Annotated in this window: 20 protein-coding genes; 12 read left to right on the top strand and 8 right to left on the bottom strand. The window is 62.9% G+C overall.

From position 1 onward, the window contains the following. Positions 1–100: 100 nt before the first annotated feature. Positions 101–589 (bottom strand): RidA family protein, encoded by a 489-nt coding sequence (locus AC1DQK_RS02020; protein ID WP_477866824.1) that lies wholly within the window; start codon positions 587–589, stop codon positions 101–103. Positions 590–683: 94 nt separating this feature from the next. Here AC1DQK_RS02020 and AC1DQK_RS02015 point away from each other — a divergent pair, with 94 nt between their 5' ends. Continuing rightward, positions 684–1,253 (top strand): TetR/AcrR family transcriptional regulator, encoded by a 570-nt coding sequence (locus AC1DQK_RS02015; protein ID WP_477866822.1) that lies wholly within the window; start codon positions 684–686, stop codon positions 1,251–1,253. Positions 1,254–1,302: 49 nt separating this feature from the next. Here the strand turns inward: AC1DQK_RS02015 and AC1DQK_RS02010 are convergent, their stop codons facing one another. Further along, the gene (locus tag AC1DQK_RS02010; RefSeq protein ID WP_477866820.1) at positions 1,303–3,024 is read right to left on the bottom strand and encodes an N-acyl-D-amino-acid deacylase family protein; all 1,722 of its coding nucleotides are present in this window, start codon (positions 3,022–3,024) and stop codon (positions 1,303–1,305) included. 201 nt (positions 3,025–3,225) lie between these two features. Here AC1DQK_RS02010 and AC1DQK_RS02005 point away from each other — a divergent pair, with 201 nt between their 5' ends. From AC1DQK_RS02005 to AC1DQK_RS01990, 4 genes are read left to right on the top strand one after another with little or no spacing between them, the layout of a single operon-like run. Then, positions 3,226–3,480 (top strand): acyl carrier protein, encoded by a 255-nt coding sequence (locus AC1DQK_RS02005; RefSeq protein WP_477866818.1) that lies wholly within the window; start codon positions 3,226–3,228, stop codon positions 3,478–3,480. Next, positions 3,477–5,387 carry an HAD-IIIC family phosphatase gene (locus AC1DQK_RS02000; RefSeq protein ID WP_477866816.1) on the top strand — a complete coding sequence of 637 codons (1,911 nt, stop codon included), beginning with the start codon at positions 3,477–3,479 and terminating at the stop codon, positions 5,385–5,387. Before AC1DQK_RS02005 ends, AC1DQK_RS02000 begins: the two co-directional genes overlap by 4 nt. Before the next feature lie 7 nt (positions 5,388–5,394). Continuing rightward, on the top strand, positions 5,395–5,685 hold the full coding sequence (locus tag AC1DQK_RS01995) for a hypothetical protein (protein ID WP_477866814.1): 291 nt from the start codon (positions 5,395–5,397) through the stop codon (positions 5,683–5,685). 36 nt (positions 5,686–5,721) lie between these two features. After that, complete coding sequence (locus AC1DQK_RS01990; RefSeq protein WP_477866812.1) at positions 5,722–6,333, top strand: transglutaminase-like cysteine peptidase; 612 nt, start codon at positions 5,722–5,724, stop codon at positions 6,331–6,333. Positions 6,334–6,641: 308 nt separating this feature from the next. On the opposite strand, the gene AC1DQK_RS01985 is transcribed toward AC1DQK_RS01990, so the two are convergent. Then, positions 6,642–6,935: a hypothetical protein gene (locus AC1DQK_RS01985; protein ID WP_477866810.1), complete on the bottom strand. Its 294-nt coding sequence runs from the start codon at positions 6,933–6,935 to the stop codon at positions 6,642–6,644. A 305-nt stretch (positions 6,936–7,240) separates the two neighbouring features. Between AC1DQK_RS01985 and AC1DQK_RS01980 the strand changes: the two genes are divergently transcribed. Further along, positions 7,241–7,489: a hypothetical protein gene (locus tag AC1DQK_RS01980; protein ID WP_477866808.1), complete on the top strand. Its 249-nt coding sequence runs from the start codon at positions 7,241–7,243 to the stop codon at positions 7,487–7,489. A 204-nt stretch (positions 7,490–7,693) separates the two neighbouring features. Beyond that, positions 7,694–7,942, top strand: coding sequence for a hypothetical protein (locus AC1DQK_RS01975; RefSeq protein WP_477866806.1), 249 nt, complete (start codon positions 7,694–7,696; stop codon positions 7,940–7,942). A 75-nt stretch (positions 7,943–8,017) separates the two neighbouring features. Here the strand turns inward: AC1DQK_RS01975 and AC1DQK_RS01970 are convergent, their stop codons facing one another. Beyond that, positions 8,018–8,641, bottom strand: coding sequence for a cysteine hydrolase family protein (locus tag AC1DQK_RS01970; RefSeq protein ID WP_477866804.1), 624 nt, complete (start codon positions 8,639–8,641; stop codon positions 8,018–8,020). 4 nt (positions 8,642–8,645) lie between these two features. After that, entirely contained in the window at positions 8,646–9,971 is a 1,326-nt protein-coding gene (locus AC1DQK_RS01965; protein WP_477866802.1) for a methyltransferase, read from the bottom strand. Here AC1DQK_RS01965 and AC1DQK_RS01960 point away from each other — a divergent pair. The 3 genes from AC1DQK_RS01960 (at position 9,957) to AC1DQK_RS01950 (ending at position 12,087) form a co-directional block, all read left to right on the top strand. Continuing rightward, a complete protein-coding gene (locus AC1DQK_RS01960; protein WP_477866800.1) occupies positions 9,957–10,643 on the top strand; it encodes a dimethylarginine dimethylaminohydrolase family protein in 687 nt (228 codons plus the stop codon). The genes AC1DQK_RS01965 and AC1DQK_RS01960 overlap by 15 nt on opposite strands. A gap of 159 nt (positions 10,644–10,802) precedes the next feature. Continuing rightward, positions 10,803–11,870 (top strand): hemerythrin domain-containing protein, encoded by a 1,068-nt coding sequence (locus AC1DQK_RS01955; RefSeq protein WP_477866798.1) that lies wholly within the window; start codon positions 10,803–10,805, stop codon positions 11,868–11,870. Next, positions 11,863–12,087 (top strand): hypothetical protein, encoded by a 225-nt coding sequence (locus tag AC1DQK_RS01950; RefSeq protein WP_477866796.1) that lies wholly within the window; start codon positions 11,863–11,865, stop codon positions 12,085–12,087. The genes AC1DQK_RS01955 and AC1DQK_RS01950 overlap by 8 nt, the downstream gene beginning before the upstream one ends. Before the next feature lie 18 nt (positions 12,088–12,105). On the opposite strand, the gene AC1DQK_RS01945 is transcribed toward AC1DQK_RS01950, so the two are convergent. Beyond that, entirely contained in the window at positions 12,106–12,372 is a 267-nt protein-coding gene (locus tag AC1DQK_RS01945; protein WP_477866794.1) for a hypothetical protein, read from the bottom strand. Positions 12,373–12,703: 331 nt separating this feature from the next. On the opposite strand from AC1DQK_RS01945, the gene AC1DQK_RS01940 reads away from it, so the two are divergent. After that, positions 12,704–13,165, top strand: coding sequence for a ferritin-like domain-containing protein (locus tag AC1DQK_RS01940; RefSeq protein ID WP_477866792.1), 462 nt, complete (start codon positions 12,704–12,706; stop codon positions 13,163–13,165). A 147-nt stretch (positions 13,166–13,312) separates the two neighbouring features. Then, positions 13,313–13,717: a hypothetical protein gene (locus AC1DQK_RS01935; protein WP_477866790.1), complete on the top strand. Its 405-nt coding sequence runs from the start codon at positions 13,313–13,315 to the stop codon at positions 13,715–13,717. A gap of 130 nt (positions 13,718–13,847) precedes the next feature. Here AC1DQK_RS01935 and AC1DQK_RS01930 read toward each other — a convergent pair whose 3' ends face one another. Continuing rightward, positions 13,848–14,915: a cellulase family glycosylhydrolase gene (locus tag AC1DQK_RS01930; protein ID WP_477866788.1), complete on the bottom strand. Its 1,068-nt coding sequence runs from the start codon at positions 14,913–14,915 to the stop codon at positions 13,848–13,850. Positions 14,916–15,066: 151 nt separating this feature from the next. Next, a complete protein-coding gene (gene glf / locus AC1DQK_RS01925; protein ID WP_477866786.1) occupies positions 15,067–17,337 on the bottom strand; it encodes a UDP-galactopyranose mutase in 2,271 nt (756 codons plus the stop codon). Positions 17,338–17,431: the final 94 nt, after the last annotated feature.

Here is a 17,431-nt window from a genome sequence, read left to right as displayed (position 1 = left end):
GTAGCAGCGGGAGATGTCCGACGTCAGCACTGGTTCCATCCAATTTGGATGTGAATGGCGGTGAGCAGGTGGTGCGCAGATGGGGACCCGCCAAGCCGGCCTATATCTTGCCGGGAATGCGGGCGATCACCTTGATCTCGAAATCAAAGCCGGCAAGCCAATTGACCCCGATCGCCGTCCAGTTTGGATATGGAGCCCGTTGGAAGATCTCGCTCTTCACGGCCATGACGGTTTCGAACTGCTTCTCAGGATCGGTATGGAAGGTCGTTACATCGACGATGTCATCAAAGCCGCACCCTGCCGCGACAAGCGTCGATTGCAGATTGGCGAAGGCCAACCGAACCTGATCCGCGAAGTCCGGTTCCGGTGAGCCATCATCGCGGCTGCCGACCTGTCCCGACACGAACAGCAGATTGTCGGATCGGATAGCAGCCGAATAACCATGCGCTTCGTAGAGGGCATGACGGTTTGCGGGAAAGACGGCTTCACGCTGAGCCATATTCGAATTCCTTTCATGTCTGTTGCCCCTACGCGCAGAAAGCGCGCGCGGGCCGTTCAAAGAGAGAGCGATGCAGGTTGATATACGCACCGTATGTAGTACGAATGCGATGTGTATGTCAATTCAAATACGAAGCGTATCTGAGCGGAGGTTTATTGTGGCTGCGAGGCGGCGTCTCGAAACGATGGAGGAAAACCGCGTCAAGCTGATCGCGGCTGCGCGAAAAGCGTTTGCTGCGAACGGTTTTGCAGCGTCCTCGATGGATGAACTGACCGCGGATGCCGGGCTCACCCGCGGCGCGCTCTATCATAATTTCGGCGACAAGAAGGGACTGCTCGGTGCCGTCGTGGCAGAGGTCGACGGTGAGATGGCCGCGCGCGCGCAACAGGCCGGCGCGGGCGCGGAAAACGAGTGGGAGGGGCTGCTGGCCGAAGGCGTGGCTTATATCGAGCTGGCGCTGGACCCCGAAGTGCAACGGATCGTGCTGCTGGACGGACCTGCGTTCCTCGGCGATCCCTCCCGGTGGCCAAGCCAGAACGCCTGTCTGCAGCTGACGAAGCAAGCGGTGGCAAAGCTGGTTTCCGAAGCTGTCATGAAGCCTGTCGACGTCGAGGCTGCGGCCCGCCTTCTGAGCGGCGCGGCATTGAATGCAGCGCTGTGGGTGGCTGCCAGCGACGAGCCGCAATCAATCCTGCCGAAGGCGATCGAGGCGTTCCGGCTCATGGCGACGGGTTTTCTGGCGGAGCAAAGTTGACGTCCGCGTCCGGCAACGATCGCGACAACCGTGGCGATCGAGGGCGGCGTCAATCTCGGCAACGGCCGACCAGCTTGCCCGGCCGCGCGCCGGTATCCTCGCCCGTGCTTGTCACCACCTCGCCCGCAACCATCGTCGCCACATAGCCCACCGCCTTCTGCATCAGCCGCGGCGCGCCGGTCGGGAGGTCGTGGACCATATGGAGGCGGCCGGGGGTCAAAACTTCGAAGTCGATGATGTTGATGTCGGCGCGCAGGCCGGGGGCGAGGCGGCCGCGGTCTTCGAGGCCGTAGAGCAGGGCGGCGTCGTGGGTTTGTTTGCGGACAATATGTTCGAGCGGCAGGCGCGGGCCACGGACGCGGTCGCGGGCCCAGTAGGACAGCATGAATGTCGGCGCGCCGGCGTCGCAGATCGTCGCGACATGGGCACCGCCGTCGCCGCCGCCGGGGACGGTGAGCGGGCTCTTCAGCATCTCATAGGTCGGATCGAGATTGCCATTCGCATAGCCCATCACCGGGCGATGGAGGAATCCGGTTCCGCCGCCGGCGAGCATCGTCTCGAGGGCGATCTCGCGCGGGGGGCGGCCTTCGCGCTTGGCGATGGCGAGGATGCTGTTGGTCTTTTCGGGTTCGTGATCGCCGTCGCCGAACGGGTAGATGCCCTTCCACTGGCTGAAGCCGGTGACGCCGCCGAGGATGTCGTCGACACCCTCGCTGGCCATCTGCTGGCGGAGGCCGGCGTCGGCCTGCAGCGCGCGCACCCTGTCGGCGAAGGGGCGGTCGAGCAGGGCCTGCCATGTGACGGAATTGATGAAGGGATGGAGCTTGCTCTCCAGGCAGACCATGATGCCGATCGCGCGGCAGAACATCTGCGGCACGACCATCGCCCGGTTGCGGCGTTCGTCGCCGCAGGCCTTGAGCTGCTCGCGCCACCAGTCGGGCTGGACATGGTTCTGACCTGTCAGGAAGGTGATCGGACAGCCGGTCTCGGCCGAGATCGCGTTCATCCAGGCGAGTTCCCTGGCCGGATTGACCAGATCCTCGCCGAGCAGGCCGGCCGGTGCCACTTCCATGACCCCGCGCCCACCCGCGACGGTCGCCGCGGCCAGGGCGCGGAGTTCCTCGACCGCAGCGAAGGTGCCCGGCACGGGTTCGCCGTCCATCGCGCGGTGGACGACGGTGCGCGAGGTCGAAAAGCCGAGCGCGCCGGCCGCCATGCCTTCGCGGACCATGTGCGCCATAGCGGCGATGTCCTCTTCGGTCGCGGCTTCGTTCAGGGCGCCGCGCTCGCCCATCGCATAGGCTCGAAGGGGGCCGTGTGTCATCTGCGCGCCGATATCGATGGCGAAGCAGCGGCGGCGCAGGGCCTCGAGATATTCGGGAAATGTCTCCCATTCCCACTGGATGCCATCCGACAGGGCGGTGCCGGGAATATCCTCCACGCCCTCCATCAGTCCGATCAACCAGTCGCGCTTGTCGGCACGCACCGGTGCGAAGCCGACGCCGCAATTCCCCATGACGACGGTGGAGACACCATGCCAGAAGGACGGCGCCACCTGATCGTCCCAGGTGACCTGGCCGTCATAATGGGCGTGGACATCGACCCAACCGGGCGTGACGAGGGCCCCATCGGCGTTGGTCGTCCTGCGCGCAGGCCCCGAAATGCGGCCGATCTCGACGATCTTGCCATCGGTGATCGCAATATCTGCGGTGAACCCGGCCCGGCCGGTACCGTCGACAATAGTGCCGCCCTTGATGAGATGGTCGAACATGCTGCGCCCCCGCGGCTCTGCGTGCCTGTCGCAGACCATATAGTAACCAATTGCGGTCTATGCCTAATTGGCACTGATTGCGATTTCTTGAAGAAGCTCCGATGGACCATCCCACATGGTCGGCGCTTTGGCGAGAATTTTCAGTGTGACAAAGTCGACATTCGGGGTCGTTGAAGATATCGAGGCGAAGGGGGCCTTTGAATGGATCGCAGTGCAATCTACGAGAAGCTCACCGAGCTTTTCCGGGACATCTTCGACGATGACGACATCGTTATCGGAGACGACACCACAGCAGCAGATGTGGAGGGCTGGGACAGCCTGACCAACATAAGGCTGATCCTGGCAGTCGAGACCGCGTTCGGCATTCGACTTTCCGCTGCGCAGGTATCTGCGCTCGCGCAGTTGGGCGATCTTGTCAGCGTCATCGAGAGAAAGCTCAACCAGGCCGCCGCATGAGCAGAGGCCTGTTCCGCGATTTGCAGTGGCTTCCCCGGCCTGCGGATTTCCGGGCTGAGTGCGAAGCGCTGCGGACCGCGGAGGGGGATTGCGGCGACGCGATCAAGGCACTCGCCGCGCACGCCCTGGATGATGTCCAGCTCAACCGGCTGGCGAAGCTGATTGCCCGAATGGAAGCCGACGGGCGCTCGACCAGGCCGCTCATTCCCTTTCGCCTGGGCGTTATCGGCAACGGCACGCTCGATCTTGTCGTGCCGGCGCTGGTCGCCACGGCAGCCCGCCATGGCTTTCTGCTCGAATGCGTGACCTCGGAGTTCGGACAGGCGGCCCAGGATGCGCTTTCGCCCGGGTCCGGGATCAACCGTGCCCGATGCGATGCGGTGCTGGTTGCGATCGATCATCGCGGCTTGCCGCTGGGTGCATCGTCTGGCGATCCGGCGCTGGCGCAGGATCTTGTCGCCGAGTCCCTCGACATGATCCGCCGGATGCAGGCGGGCCTGCGCGACCATGGCGGCGCCCATGCCATCCTCCAGACGCTCGCCACGGTCCCGGAGCCGCTGTTCGGCAGCATCGACAGGGCGACGCCTGGATCGCTGCGTCATGCGGTGGACGCCTATAATCAAGGCTTGTGGGACGCGCTGCGCGATGCCAGCTCGTCCGTGCTCGACGTCGCGGCGCTCGCCGAAACCGTGGGTCTCGCCGAATGGCATAGCCCGACGCAGTGGAACATCGCGAAGCTGCCGTTTGCGGCGGCCTATCTGCCGCTCTACGCCGATCATGTCTGCCGCCTGCTGGGCTCGCTTCGCGGCCGGAGCCGCCGGGCGCTGATCCTCGATCTCGACAATACGCTGTGGGGTGGCGTGATCGGCGACGATGGTCTCGATGGCATCGTGGTGGGGCAGGGCGACGGCACCGGCGAAGCCTATCTGAGCGTCCAGCAGCTTGCCCTGTCGCTGCGCGCGCGCGGCGTCGTGCTTGCGGTGTCGTCGAAGAACGACGATGCGGTCGCGCGGCAGGTGTTCCGCGAGCACCCCGACATGCTGCTGCGCGAGGACCATATCGCGGTGTTCCAGGCGAACTGGAACGACAAGGCAACGAATATAAAGGCGATAGCCGACGAGCTGTCGCTGGGTCTCGACGCCATGGTGTTTCTCGACGACAATCCCGTCGAACGGGCCTTGGTGCGGCGCTTCCTGCCCCAGGTCGCGGTGCCGGAGTTGCCCGAGGATCCAGCGCTTTACGCCCGCACATTGGCCGCAGCCGGCTATTTCGAGGCGGTCGTCGTCTCCGAGGAGGATCGCGCCCGCGCCGATTTTTACCAGGGCAATGCCCGCCGCGCCGCACTCGGCAAGGCGGTAGGCGATGTCGGCGACTATCTCGCCGCGCTCGACATGGAGATCGATTTCCGACCGTTCGACCGGATCAATCGCGCACGAATCTACCAGCTCATCAACAAGTCGAACCAGTTCAACCTGACGACCCGCCGCTATACCGAAAGCGAGGTCGAGGCGCTCGAACAGCAGGACGGGGTCTTCACCCTGCAGGTCCGGCTGTCGGACCGGTTCGGCGACAATGGCATGATCAGCGTCGTCATCTGCCGGCAGGTCGAACGTAGCTGGATCATCGACAGCTGGCTGATGAGCTGCCGCGTGCTCGGCCGCGGCGTCGAGCGCATGGTGCTTCGCCACCTGATCGAACAGGCGCGGTCGCGCCGCATCGCGACGCTGATCGGCGACTATATCCCCACGCCGCGCAACGCGCTGGTCCGGGACCACTATCCGGAGCTCGGCTTCTCGCCGGCGGATGGAGAGGGGGAGGCGACGCGCTGGACGCTCGCCACCACCGCCGAAATCACAGTGCCGCCGATGCGCATCGCTGCTTCCCCCGATGCCGTAGCAGCGGCGTAGCACCGCCATGGCCGTGCCATCGATCAGCTTCCTGATCCTCGTCTTCGTCGCGGCCATCCTGTTCAACCTGTCGAGCGCGCCGCGCTGGCGGCAGTTCGTGCTGCTGGTGACGAACGTCTATTTCCTGTCGACCTTCGTGCATGCTCCGGCCGAGCTCATCCCCTATGTCGGCTTTCTCGGCCTCGGATTTGCGTTGATCCATATGGTGCGTCGGGGCGTGCCGACAATCGCCTATGCCACGTCGATCGCGGTGCTGCTGTTCAGCCCTGGTAGCCATGCTTTGACCCGTCATCGGTAGATCAGGATCCGCACACCAAACAGGCGGATCAGGATCATGGCAGTGAAAATCGACGACACGGCCCGGCGCGCTATCGGCAAGGCAACTCGCAATGTCGCGCTGGCGCTCGGCGCCGCACTCACACTCTCGGCATGCACCACTACGACGCAGGGCGCGTCGGCCATGCGCGACGGCGGCCTCGTCATGCCACCTGCCGGATGGATGGACTTCTGCGGCCGCAATGCCGATGATCCATCCTGCAAGGTGGTCCAGCTCGATGAAGGCCATCTGAAGCAACTCCAGGCGGTTCAGGCCAGCGTGCGCCAGATCCACGCGGTGGACGATCGCAAGGAGTTCGGCCGCGCCGAATATTGGCAGGTCGCTTCGAAGGCCGGCGATTGCGAGGACATCGCTCTGGCCGCCCGCGAAAAGCTGATGGCCATGGGCTGGCCTGCTTCGGCTGTCCGCCTGGCTACGGCATGGACCGAGCAGCGTGCCTATCACACCGTGCTGACGATCGATGTCGCCCGCGGCGGTGCCCAGACCACGCTCGTCCTCGATAGCCGCTTTCCTACGGTGATGTCCTGGCAGCGCCTGGAGCAGATCGGCTATCGCTTTCACATACGCCAGGCGTCGCGCGGTCCGACCTGGGTAGCCATCCAGTCATGAACTAACGAGGCGTGGCGGCCGTGAGGGTTATGTCACTTTGACGGCAATTGTGGCGATGCCCACCCACAGAAGCAGGCTGAGCGGCAGCCCGGCCAGCAAGCCGGCCAGTGCCTTGTCCGCTCGCGGTAGTTCGGCAGGTCGATCCCGTCCCATGCTATCCTCACCCCCGACGGCCTGTGGCGGCCATTTTCAGGTCATTACAAAACGGCGTCAGGGCGGCTAAAGTTCCACTCGACGACATTCGGCGTGCAAAGGGGGCGTTTGCCTGCGGATTGCGTCCGCGGCGCTCGGCATCCTGGACGGCGAAATCAAGCGAATTGCAGCGTTGCAAACAGGGCCAGGCCGACCACGACGAGCATGCTGGCGGCCAGGATCGGCATCCAGCGCAGCCGCCCTTCGCCTGAAGGCTCCGCGACATGCCGATGGGTTCGCCACTCTTCCGGAAGTTCGTCCTGACGTGCTCCGCGCCAGCCGCGCCGCGAGCGCACAAGATCCTGGCCGCAATAGCCGCACTCCGAAAAGGCGCGATCCTGGTGCCAGTTGACCGCGGTGCGGCGGTGATAGCCTAGCCTGCACCACCGCCGGGCCTTGGGCCTCGACACCTTCAACCGTCCGTCGCCCAACGCGGATGTCGGATCCGCTCCGGCCCCGGCGAAGTTCCCAAAAACATGCTCCTTTTCTCCGTTGACGTAGCAGTCGAAGGGGCGTTCATAAGCAGAAGGTATGACATTTATGCTCGCCTGAAATTCAGCGCTCACGCGGTAACGATCATACCCGATCGCTCATTTGCCGCATAGCAGCATATTCGGCGCACGAGCGCAGCCCGCCGAACATTGCGCGCTTTTGACCGCAGAAAATTAATCTTTTGTTTACGGGTTGGACCGTAGGCCATTGTCAGAGGTGAGACATGGCCCTTCCCAAGTTCAAGACGACCGATATCGTAGAGGCGGCACTCCGCGCAGGGCCGCGTCCGACACAGGACGGCGATGGCCCGATCGCTTCGCCCGTTCACGCGCTCCAGCAGCGCGTCGAACGGAATGTGGTGCTGGTGCCGGGCTATGACCTCAGGCTTTCGGCAACGCGAATCTCTCTCTACGTGGTGGCTCCGCTGCTGCTGTGGACCGGCATCTTCAAGGTGGTTGCCGCCCTGGTCTGACGCTCCGCGCGCTTACCCGTCATATCATGCTGCCGCAGGACGCCAACCTTTCGACAGCGGCCGGCACAAACCCGTTGTCTTCAGGTGCGGTATCTCCTTCATCGCCAGCGATGAACGGATAGCCTATCTTAATTCATGTCAGCATCCTTCTGAAAAGCTGTACTAAATCTCAACTTCATCAACGATGCCGATGAAGGGTGAGCCATGGAAAGCATCTCGGTCGATAAATCGGCGACACTGACTTCGCCTTTCGTTACCCCGACGATGACGGTCGGCCCGCTCGTGACCCAGATCCAGCGCTTCCTGTCGCTGGATGTTCAGTATCGGCAGCGCTGCTCGCTTAACGTCTCGGCGCCGATCCGGCTCGACCATTGGGAAACGGCGCGAACCTATCTCAATGCATCGGCGATCGACGATTTGGCGACTGTCATGAAGGCGCGCGGCGTGCTCTAAGCATTCGATCTCCTCGAATGGTTCCGATATGGGCATCGAGGAGATAGATTTCGTAGGGTACGAGACTTAGTTGATCTAGCGCCGGGCCGATCGATCAAGTCGGCCGGTCCAGTCCTTCACCGAGAGCGCGGTCGTGGGTGCCGTCTCCGCCCCCATGCTCTGGCGCATGATCTCGAGGGCCCATCGATGCCGATCGTCCGAGACTGCCGCGACGGCATTTTCTGGCACCCATATCGCGTAGTCGCGCATATGTGCGTCAGCCGCGGTGAACAGGATGCAGATATCGGTGGCGATCCCGCTCAGGATCAGCCGGCTCACGCCTAGCTTGGGCAGCAGGACCTGCAGATTGGTGGCGTAGAAGCCCGAGAATTGCGGCTTTATAATGAAATAATCTTGCTCGTCGGGCTTGATTATCTCCGAGACCGGATTGGCCTGCTCGAGCGAGCGTTCGACCAGCTTCGAGCGCTCCGAATGCCACTCGCCGAAATTGTCGTTCACATAGATCGAAGGCTGGCCCAGCGACTCGACCTCCCGCTTCAGCTCGACGATGGCCTTTGCCGTATCATGGGCCTTCGAGCGCAGTGCGTCAGCGCCCTGGAAGTCGAATGTCGTGATCATGTCGATGATCAGCAGCCCCACGCTGCCGCGCTCGCTGTCACGATGGGGCGCGGTGGGGCCTTTCTGGTCGGTAACGGCCATTCCGCTACCCATTCCTGGTCAGGATCGCCGCGACGATCGCTATGCGGTCCACGTTGCGATAGGCCGGATTGTCCAGTTCCTCGCCGAACATGTCCGGATCAATCTCTCGGTACCGCATCGAGCAGTCATGGTCGGCGGCCAATTCGCCAAGCGCCGCACGCAAGCGATCGCCGCCGTCGACGATCGCGCTGCCGGTATAGAGGATGAGGCGACCGCCTCGCGAGAGCCTGCCAACTGTCGCCGCCGCCATGTCGAGCGCCACCTCGGCGCCGTGCATCCTGCCGCCGTGACGATAATCGCGGCCCGCGGAGTCGACGATGTAGGGCGGGTTGGCGAGCACGATATCCGGCGAACCCGAGACGCCGTCGAGATTCGCGGCGAGGACGGTACCGGCGTGGATGCCTGCGGCGCGTGCGTTGATCCGCGCCAGTCGCAGCGCATCGGGGTTGATGTCCGTCATCGTCACGCGGAGGTCGGGGCAGAGGCGGGCGGCGGTGATCGCGCCGACGCCGGCGCCGGCGCCGATGTCCACCAGCATCGCTCCCGCAGGATGTAGACAGCCGTCGAGTTCGCTCGTGATCAGATCCGCAAAGCGATAGCTGTCCGGGCCGAAGAAGACCGCGTCGTTTGCATCGGTGGGATAGGCGGAGTGGAGGAAAAGCACACCGCGCAGCCACGATATGCGGTAGCGGCTCTTCAGCTGACCGTCCGGCGATGGCTGCAGAGCGTCGGCGGCGACGAGCATATCGAACAATCTTGCGTCGAGCAGCGCCGGTGCGAATGGGAGGCTCCAGCCCAGCGCATCGGCGAGGTTGCGGGCTTGCTGCCGCTCCGGCCGTCGCAACACCCGTGCATGCGTCGCCGGCGTGGGCGTTATGAAGCGGTAGCCTTGTTCGTCGAGGAACCTGAGCACTGCAAGGAGCGCTTGGTCTGACTCCCGGCAGGAAGAAGTCGCGGTGCCCGATTGTACGAATGAGGCCATGCCGGAACAACGCGGCGCCCATGAAGTGGTTTCTTCACAATGGCTTGTATGATCCAGGTTAGAGGGAACAACTCGCCTGCCCAGGTGATTTTGCGAGCTTCCATGGAGTTGCCAATGAAGCTCGAAATTCCAATCAATCTCGGCGGTTGGTGGCGGCCGGCTCTTTCGCGGTGCAGCGTCGAGAGCGAAGTTCATCGGCTGACCGACGTCCTTCTTTGCAGACCTTCCCATCTCGCACCCATTCCATGCTGTTCGGTCACCCAGGAGAGCCTCCGCAATGGCTTCAGGGTTTCGATCGACGAAGCGCTCGCCCAGCACGCGGCGCTGCAGGCGGTGCTGGAGCGGCATGGGGTGCGTTGCCATCTGCTTCCGCCTGACGAGCAGCTTCCGGACATGTGCTTCACCCGCGACGCGGTCGTCACCACGCCCTGGGGACTGATCACGCTGCGACCGGCGGCCGCGCACCGGCAGGGGGAGGCGGGTCATGCGCTGCGCTTCGCACGCAGTCTCGGTGCGCCGCTGGCCGCGAAGGTTCGGCGAGGGACGGTCGAGGGCGGCGATATTGCGGTGGTTCGCCCGGGGCTGGTGATCGTCGGCTGTTCGGGAGAGCGCACCGACGAGGTGGGAGCGGAAGCGGTCGCTGAAATTTTCCGGGCGCAGGGCTGGGATGTGCTGATCTATCCTTTCGATCCTCACTTCCTTCATCTCGACACGCAATTCAGTATGGTGGGGCGGAACCTGGCACTCGCCTGCACCGATGTTCTCGACGATCGCTTCGTTCACCGGCTCGGCGTCTATGGCATCGAGCTGATCCCGGTGAAGTATAAGGAGGCGCGGCAGCTGGGCTGCAACGTGCTCGCATTGGGCGACGGCGTCGTGATATCTTCGGCCGCCAACGAACGCATCAACGCCGAACTGCGCGATCGTGGTTTCACCATCGAAGCGCTGCACATCGATCAGTTCACCCAATGCGGCGGCGGCGTCCACTGCCTGACCATGCCGCTGTCGCGGCGGGGATGAGCATGACGCTCAACCGATGAGGCCGAAGCCCTCGGCTTTATCCAGCGCATCGTGTGAACATTGATCTGGATTATCGGTGTCCGATTAATCGCTTGGAGCTCGCAACCCGTCGCCACGCCTGGCGTTACGAGACCACATGCCCAGGCAGGAGCAATCGATATGGCGGACGACAAGAACAAGCAGGGCGAGGGCGACCGCTCGCAGGTCGCCGAGGGCGAGGGTTATGAGCTCGATTATCTGGCGCAGAAGCATGGGCTCAGCCGTGCCGACGCCCGGGCACTGGTCGATGAGATCGGCAACGATCGCGAGAAGCTCGACGCTGCCGTCGCTGCACGGGGCAATAGTCGAGAGAGCGGTTCGCCCGCTCCGCGCAGCGCTCCCAAGGCTCGGAGGGCGACCCCCCGCAAGCCCGCAGGTACGGACAGACGACCCAGGGCCGAGGCGCGGCGGGGCCAGCGTGCTGCCCCGGAGCAAGCATCCGCGCTCGCAACGCGTGTAGGCAAGCTGCCGGAGCAGCTGGCCGAAACGGCAGCCAAAGCGCAGGAGCAATTCGTCGAGATTGCGGGTAAGGCGACCGAGACCGTAAAGCGCGGCGCTGTATCCGCCGGCCGCAAGGTTGCCGCGGCGCCGCGGACCGCTCGCAACACGGCCGCCACCGCAACGCGACGCGTCAAAGGGTCGGTCAAGCCCAGAACAGCGGCGGTCGTTGGCGCAGCGGCAGCCGGCCTGGCGGCCGGCCTTGCAATCACCCTGAGCCGCAAGGCGGTGGTGCAGGCGTCGGGCCTGCTTGCCGGGGACTGGCTGGAAGCCTTGAAAGCCGAGCACGCGCTGGTGCTCGGTATCTTCGACAAGCTTCAGGCTACCAAAGACACCCAATCGAGCAGGCGGAGCACCCTTTTGGCGCAGCTCAAGCATGCGCTGAGCAAGCATGCCTTCACAGAGGAAAATGTGATTTATCCTGCGATACGCGATCGCGCGAAGAAGGCGGATGCGGACAAGCTCAACCATGATCATGGCTATGTGAAGCAATATCTCTACGATCTGGGCAGGATGCCGAAGGTGGCGCCTGAGTTTCTCGGCAAGGTCGCGGCCTTTCGCGGCGATCTCGATGCGCATATCAAGCTGGAGGAAAGCCGGATATTCCCTGCGTTGCGCTCTTCATTGAGCGATGACGAGAATGCCGCCCTGACCGCGCAGGCCAATAAGGAGGGGCTCAAGCTTGCGTAGTGGCGATCAATCCAAGACCGAGGCGGGCGGGGCGCTGAGCCCCTCCGCGATCAAGACGCTCGGTTACCTCATTTCCTCGGTAAGCGTCGCTCTGCTTGGGCTGGTCTCGTGGAAAATGGCATCGAAGGACCCGCTAATGTCCGGCTGCCTGATTGCAGGCATGCTGACATCTGTAATCGGCATGCTGCTGCGGTGGATATCCCACCAGCGCGAATGACGCGGGTGGAGGGGGCCGCTAAGACGCGCGCTTTTTCACTGGCTCGTCCCCCAGGGCCGCATGCACCATCGCTTCCCATATCGCAGCATCGCCGACAGCGGCCATGGCTGCGTCGGGTTCTCGCAGGGTCTTGAGCACCGCGATCGCATCGTCGACATAGTCGTGCCACGCGGCGTCGACCGCATCGCAGGCCGATGAATATGTGCCGTTGGCATTGGCGCTCAGGTGCTGACCGCACAGCACGCGGGCAACCCGCTCCAACGCATTGCCTTCGGATACCGGCATGTCAGCCCTCCCTGCTATCGACACAGCGATATACCGCGCCATCTCATCGAGACCAACTGTCCAATTCCGTTTCGGGTCCCTTCATCGCCGCCACTTGCCGGCAATAGTGCTCGAGCCTTGGGAAACGCGATCGGATCTGAACGTGATCTGCGTGCATGACCGCATCGAATTCGAGCAGTGCGTGGCTGGCTTCCCGCTGTCAATCGCTCCATCCATCTCGGCGAAGCCTCGGTTAAACCGAAAACCCGCCAGCGCCTGTTTTCAAGACCGCCGACCTCGCAGCCAAAACCCGTCTAAGTCGTTGATCCGGAACACCCGAAGGAGGCTACCCATGAGCACCGATACCGATGTCTCGACATTGAACAGCCTGATCAAGACGACCCTCGACAGCGTCAAGGGCTTTGAGGAGGCGGCGGAAAACGTCGATGCAACGCGCTTCTCATCGCAATTCCGCGAGTTCGCCCAGGAGCGCCGACAAGTCGTTACCACCTTGCAGACCGAAGTACGCCGGCTTGGCGGAAATCCCGAGGACGACAGCAGCTTTCTCGCCGCCGCGCACCGGACGTTCATGAACCTGAAGGACGCAGTCACCGGTCGCGACGACAAGGCGATCGTCGAGGAGGTCGAGCGGGGAGAGGACTATATCAAGGAGAAATACCAGGCGGCCCTGAGCGACACCGACCTATCGCCGGAAGTTCGCCAGGTGATCGAGCAGGCCTATCAGTCGATCCGGCGAGGCCATGATCGCGCCAGCCAGCTCAAGCACAGCCTGCAGGGGCAAGGCAGCTACTAGAGCCTGGGCCGACCTATCTCTTGACCCCGGCCTGTACGGCCGGGGTTTTCTTATCGGTCTCCGGTGCCTCCATCGTTCGGCGGATGCTAATCTCCCGTTCATGCGAGACGTGATAACGGGGCGCGTTGTTATCTTCGGACCAAGGCAATGCGTCTCATCACATCGCTCATCGCGGCGGTGGCGCTCGCATCGGGTGCTTCGGCCGCAACGTCGACAGCACAGCAGCGCGCCGACGCCCGGATGGCCAGGCTCCTCGAAGGCCGGGTCGCCGGGAAGCCGGTGGACTGCATCAGTCTCCGTTCAATCCAGTCCACCGAGGTCGTCGATGGCACTGCCATAGTCTATCGTGAAATCGGCGATACGATCTACGTGAACCAGACCGACGATCCCCATACTCTCGATCGTGACGATATTCTGGTCAGCGAGCCCTGGGGTTCCCGGCTCTGCAGCCTCGACCTTGTTCGGCTGCTCGACAGCAGCACCCGTTTCACCCACGGCGCGGTGTCGCTCCGCAAATTCGTACCTTACACTAGGGTAACGCGGCGCGGCTGACGAACGAGGCGATCCACCATGGTCGCCACCTATGGAGACATGATGAACATCAATGCAGGCCGCGCGGCATCGACTATGCCGTGGCGCAAGCTGGCGGACAAGCTAGGTTGAAGCCCCGGGGCCCACCGGCTCAGGCAGCCACCTGATCGAGCCGGTTCAGCAAGCGCAGGAACTCCACTTCGCTCGGGTCGTGCGGTTCGCCGCTCTCGTCGAAGATGTCGTGAAACCAGGCGTCCTTCAGACCTTCGATATTGGGATTTTCCCAGCTGTCCCAAGGCAGATGCGTCTGCGTCTTGCCGCGGACCAGACCCCAGCAGAAGGCGCCGACCTCGAGTTCCTTAGCAGCCGGCAGGATGGCCTGGAAGGTACTCCCCGCCGGACGCGCCATGAACTCGGTGCACATCAGCGGCCGGCCCATCGTCTTCAGCCATTTCACGCGCTGGATGAAGTCTTCCGCCACGCCGTAATTGTGGAAGGAGATCACATCCGAGTTGCCTGTCTGCGCGCGCTGGATGGGGCTGAGCAGATCTGGCGCCGACCAGTCGCCCAGCCAGATCCCACTGGTCAGCGGCTGAATGGGGTTCATCGCGCGCGCCCAGCCGAACGCTTCCACGAGCAGCGGCACCACCAGATCGGCCTTGGCCTTCAAAGCAACGGGATCGCAGAGCGCGACTTCGGGCCCATTGTCAGGCTCGTTCCAGATGTCCCAGGCCAGAACGCGCGGGTCATCCGCAAAGCGGGCGACCACGCCCTTCACATAGGATTCGAGCCGCCTGTGCTCTTCCGCATTGCTCAGCGCAGGCACACCAGGGGACTGAACCCAGCCCGAATTGTGCACGCCTTCGCGAGGTTGCGGCTGGGTACCCAACTCGGGCTCGGGATGCCAGCAGGAGTCGAACAGCACCAGCATCACGCGAATACCATGACGCTCCGCCAGGCTGAGGAAGGCATCGATCCGGTCGAGAAAGGCGTCAGCATCCTCCACCCAGAGAAGATCGTGCAGATAGACGCGAATCGCATTCATGCCGACCGAGGCGGCAAGGCCTAGTTCACGATCCATGGTCGCGAGGTCGAAGGAATCGGCCTGCCACATCTCAAGCTGGTTAATCGCATTGGAGGGCGTGAAATTACACCCTACCAGCCATGGCAGCGCTGCGAACCATTCTCGCGCGGCCTCCGGCGTCCACCGCTCACCCATGTCCCCACTCCAAGCACCAACCCATCTGATCGGAGCCCCGGCTCCGCGCGCTCTGCTATAGGCGCGGGTAGATTGAGACAAGATGAATTAATCGATGTTAGCGAAAAGAATAGTAATCATTACGGATGCTTAGCGATCTCAGCGGTGCGTATCAGGCGGCGGCGGCCTTCAGCTCGGGGCCGCTGCCTAGCTGGATTGTTACGCTATTCTTGCTGTCGATTTTTGCATCGGCTTTGGCGAAGATCTTGCGATAGGTGGCGAGCGCCTGACCGACCACCTGGTCCATATTATAATAGCGATAGGTCGCGAGGCGGCCGACGAAAGTTACGTCGGTCTGTGCGATAGCCAACGCCTCATAGCGCTTAAACAACGCCTGATTCTCTTCACGCGGGATCGGATAATAAGGATCGCCCTCGGCGCTTGGATATTCGTAGGTGATGCTGGTGCGCTCCGCCTGCTGGCCGGTTAGGTGCTTATATTCGGTCACGCGCGTATAGGGCACCGCCTCCGACGGATAATTCACGACCGCGACCGGCTGGTGCCACTCCTGGTCGACGGTCTCATGGACGAACCGCAGCGATCGATAAGGCAGCTTTCCGAAGCGATAGCCGAAATATTCGTCGATCGGGCCGGTGAAGACGAGATGCGTGTGTGGATAGGCGTCGCGCACTTCGGCGAAATCGACGCCCAGCAGCAGATCGATGTTCGGGTGGTCGAGCATGCGCTCGAACATTGTCGTGAAACCCTGCGCCGGCATGGCCTGGAAGCTGTCGGTAAAATAACGATCGTCGACATTGGTTCGCGTCGGAACCCGTGCGGTTACCGACTTGTCGAGCTCGGACGGATCCATTCCCCATTGTTTGCGGGTGTAACCCTGGAAGAAGGTCTCATACAGATCGCGGCCGATCGCGGAGACGACCACATCGGCCGACGTCTTGATCGTCTCGACCGGTTCAGCGCGCGATGCCAGGAAAGCGGCCGCGTCCTCCTCGGTGCGCAGGTCCAGTCCGTAGAGCAGATTCAGCGTGGTGCGATTGATCGGCATCGGTACGCGCTGGCCGTTCACTTCCGCGAGCACCCGGTGCTCGTAGGGCCGCCAATCCGTGAATCGGGACAGATAGTCCACGATTTCCTGGCTGTTCGTGTGGAATATGTGCGGACCATATTGGTGGATCAGCACGCCGGCGTCATCGAGATGATCGAAGGCATTGCCGGCGATATGCGGGCGTCGATCGACGACCAGCACCCTTCTGTTCGAGCCGGCGGCAAGCCGCTCCGCCATGACCGCCCCGGCAAAACCCGCGCCGACCACCATCACATCATAATGTTGCGGGCGTTCAGCGGGCCAAATGGTTGGAGAAACGATCGGCTGGACATGCTCGGCGCGGGCCGCCGCATCGTCGATCAGGTCGAGCATCTGCCGGAATGTGCGATCCCATGAGAGGCTTGATAATGTCGAGTCGACTTCGTCCTGCCAGGCGCCCGGGGTATTGGCCAGGGCTAGTGCTTCGTCGCAGGCGAGCACGAAGCTTTCCGGCGTATCGGCGATCTTCACCGCTTCGATCGCGCCATAATGCCGAACCACGTCGCAGATCGGACTCGACACCACCGGACAGCCGGCGGCGAGATATTCGGGCGTTTTGGTCGGACTAATGAACCGTGTCGCCTCGTTGATGGCGAACGGCATCAGCGCGACGTCCCAGCCGCGCAGATAATCGGGCAGCTCGGCATAGGACTTCCCGCCGAGATAATGGAGGTTGGGTGCTCGCGGCAGATCGTCTTCGCTGATCTTGACGACGGGGCCGACCACCACGATCGACCATTGCGGCCGGGCCTCGGAAAGCCGTGCCAGCAGTTCGAGGTCCATACGTTCATCCACGACTCCGTAGAAGCCGAGTCTCGGGCCTGGGATCGCCGCCTGATCCTCCGGATCGCGGCCCGGCGCACGTGCAGCCTTGAAATGCTTCACGTCCACGCTGGACGGGAAGGGATATATATGAGGGTGACGGCCGCGCTTCGCCTCGAAGAGGCTGTGGCCGCCGGTGAACATCAGATCGGCCTGCTCCATCAGCCGCATCTCGAGCGGCATCAATTCCGGCGGCGCGTTCTTGAAATTCGCGAGTTCGTCCATGCAGTCATAGACGATGCAATCCGCAGGGACATGTTCCGAGAACGGCAGCATCATCGGCGTGTAATACCATCTGACGGCGGGCTGCGGGCGATCCTGGAGAAATTCGCCGAGCAGCCTCTTGAGCATGGCCCGTTCGTCGCCTTCGTTGAAGTCGACCGGCAGGATCGGCGTGGCGACGATCACACCGGTTCGTTCACAGCTGCGGACCTGCAGATACGGCGCCAGAGCTTCGTCGGAGGTCAGTGGTTCCTCCCAGAAGACCACATCATATTCTGCCGCGAAGCGGCTCATCAGATGCTGCGGTCGCTGGAATACGAAGTCCCATCTAAGATGGCTGAAGCACATAAGCAGCCGTTCGGCATGGCCCCCTCCCTCCATGGAAGAG

The organism is Rhizorhabdus sp. P4_G5 (genome assembly GCF_056401065.1).
Note: the sequence above shows the minus strand (reverse complement) of the source record. Positions and strands in the feature narration are given on the sequence as shown.